The sequence below is a fragment of the Schaalia canis genome, from assembly GCF_003858455.1.
GTDB classification, from domain to species: Bacteria; Actinomycetota; Actinomycetes; order Actinomycetales; family Actinomycetaceae; genus Pauljensenia; species Pauljensenia canis.
In genome coordinates, this window is sequence record NZ_RQZF01000064.1 from 1 (window position 1) to 255 (window position 255).

Genomic DNA, 255 nt, shown 5'->3' on the forward strand with positions numbered 1-255 from the left:
GGGGGAGGCGTAAGTCCCTTCCCCTCCCAGTACACGGCCTGGAAAGCAGCGATACCCTCACCGAAATCAAGGGGCGTCACCCGCCAATCAGTCGAATGAGTAGCAGCATTCTCACCCCAATACGCCTTCCCCAACCGGCAGTAATCACCATGAGCAAGCCGGTCAATCTCTTGAGGGCCACGCGCAAAGATACTCTGCGGATTATCTAAAAGCCCAAGAATGATCCTGCGACCACCATCAAGGTATTGCACACCA

At 55.3% G+C, this 255-nt stretch carries 1 protein-coding gene; it reads right to left on the reverse strand.

Annotation, left to right across the window (positions count from 1 at the left end; translation table 11 throughout):
• Positions 1-255, reverse strand: a 255-nt coding sequence (locus EII11_RS10690) for a hypothetical protein (RefSeq protein ID WP_165867179.1), incomplete at both ends; no start/stop codon positions are given.